The sequence below is a fragment of the Neisseria sp. P0022.S010 genome, assembly GCF_051956635.1.
Map to the genome: position 1 here is coordinate 1 of NZ_JBQCXF010000642.1, position 1,548 is coordinate 1,548.

Below are 1,548 nucleotides of genomic sequence, written 5' to 3' on the forward strand. Positions count from 1 at the left end.
ATAAAGACGAAGCTCAAGTCGAAGGCGATGTCTTTGACCAGTTTCAAGGTTTGCTCGAACTCGCGCTCGGTCTCGCCCGGGAAGCCGACGATAAAGTCGGAGCTGAGGCACAAATCAGGACGGATGGCACGCAGTTTGCGGATGATGGATTTGTATTCCAAGGCGGTGTAGCCGCGTTTCATCGCGCTCAATACGCGGTCGGAACCGCTTTGAATCGGCAGGTGCAGGTGGGAAACCAGCTTCGGCAGGTCGCGGTAGCACTCGATAATCGCGTCGGTAAATTCGCGCGGATGGCTGGTGGTAAAGCGTAGGCGTTCGATGCCGGGGATTTCGTGGACAATGCGCAACAAAGTAGCAAAGTCGCAGATTTCGCCGTTTTCCATTTCGCCGCGATAGGCATTAACGTTTTGGCCTAAGAGGTTGATTTCTTTAACGCCTTGTTGTGCCAAGCCTGCAATCTCAGTCAATACGTCGTTGAGCGGGCGGGAGAATTCTTCGCCGCGGGTATAAGGGACGACGCAGTAAGAGCAGTATTTGGAACAGCCTTCCATAATGGAAATGAAAGCCGAGCCGCCTTCTACGCGCGCAGGCGGCAGGTGGTCGAATTTTTCGATTTCGGGGAAGGAAATATCGATTTGAGACAGGCCGGTAGTTTCTTTGTCGACGATGAGTTTGGGCAGGCGGTGCAGCGTTTGCGGACCGAAAACCACGTCCACATACGGAGCGCGTTTGACGATGTTTTCGCCTTCTTGAGAGGCAACGCAGCCGGCAACGCCGATGATGAGGTCGGGATTTTTTTCTTTGAGCGGGCGTACGCGGCCCAAGTCGGAGAAGACTTTCTCTTGCGCTTTTTCACGTACGGAGCAGGTGTTGAACAAGATGATGTCGGCATCGTCAGGTTGGGTAACCTGTTCGATGCCGCCGTGTTCTTCGGCGAGGACGGACAGCATTTTTTCGCTGTCGTACTCGTTCATTTGGCACCCGAAGGTGCGGATAAATACTTTTTTCATGGTTTGTTTTGATTGATTTGCTTGTTGTAAAAGGGTTCAGACGGCCTGTGAAATACTCGGGCCGTCTGAAAAATTATTCTTCCGCCTTTTTCTGCTTTTTAGCATGTTCGATGAACCTGTCGGCTTCGGCGTCGGTCAAAATCCAGATTTCGCGGACGAGGCGGCTTTCTTCGTTGTATTTGAACGCAACGGCTTTGCCGGTTTGATTCAGCAGGCGGCCCATCGGAATGAAACGGTCGTTTTCATCGTGGATTTTGGTGAAGCGGGTGATTTGCAGTTTGGCCGCATTGCCGTCCACAATGCCCAAGGTCAGCAGGCGCGTCCAAGAAAAACCGCCTTTGCTGACTTTCAGATAAGGCAAATCGACAGTCTTTAAAACGGCTACATCCATATCGTCCGGCAGGCTGCGTTGTGCATGGACGAAGGAGGACGACAAAAGGGCGAGGCTGAGTATGCATCCGCGTAACATGATGCTTTTCTTTTATTGTTTCAATAGGTCGCGGATTATAGCACAAGCAGGAAAAATGTGGATAGAGTG

The 1,548-nt window shown here is 51.7% G+C and carries 2 protein-coding genes; both read right to left on the reverse strand.

The window, feature by feature from the left end:
• On the reverse strand, window positions 1-1,010 hold a 1,010-nt coding region (miaB, locus tag ACTHUT_RS20260), incomplete at its 3' end, for a tRNA (N6-isopentenyl adenosine(37)-C2)-methylthiotransferase MiaB (RefSeq protein WP_440419594.1).
• Window positions 1,011-1,083: 73 nt separating this feature from the next.
• Window positions 1,084-1,479, reverse strand: a complete 396-nt coding sequence (locus ACTHUT_RS20265; protein ID WP_440419595.1) for a hypothetical protein — start codon at window positions 1,477-1,479, stop codon at window positions 1,084-1,086.
• Window positions 1,480-1,548: the final 69 nt, after the last annotated feature.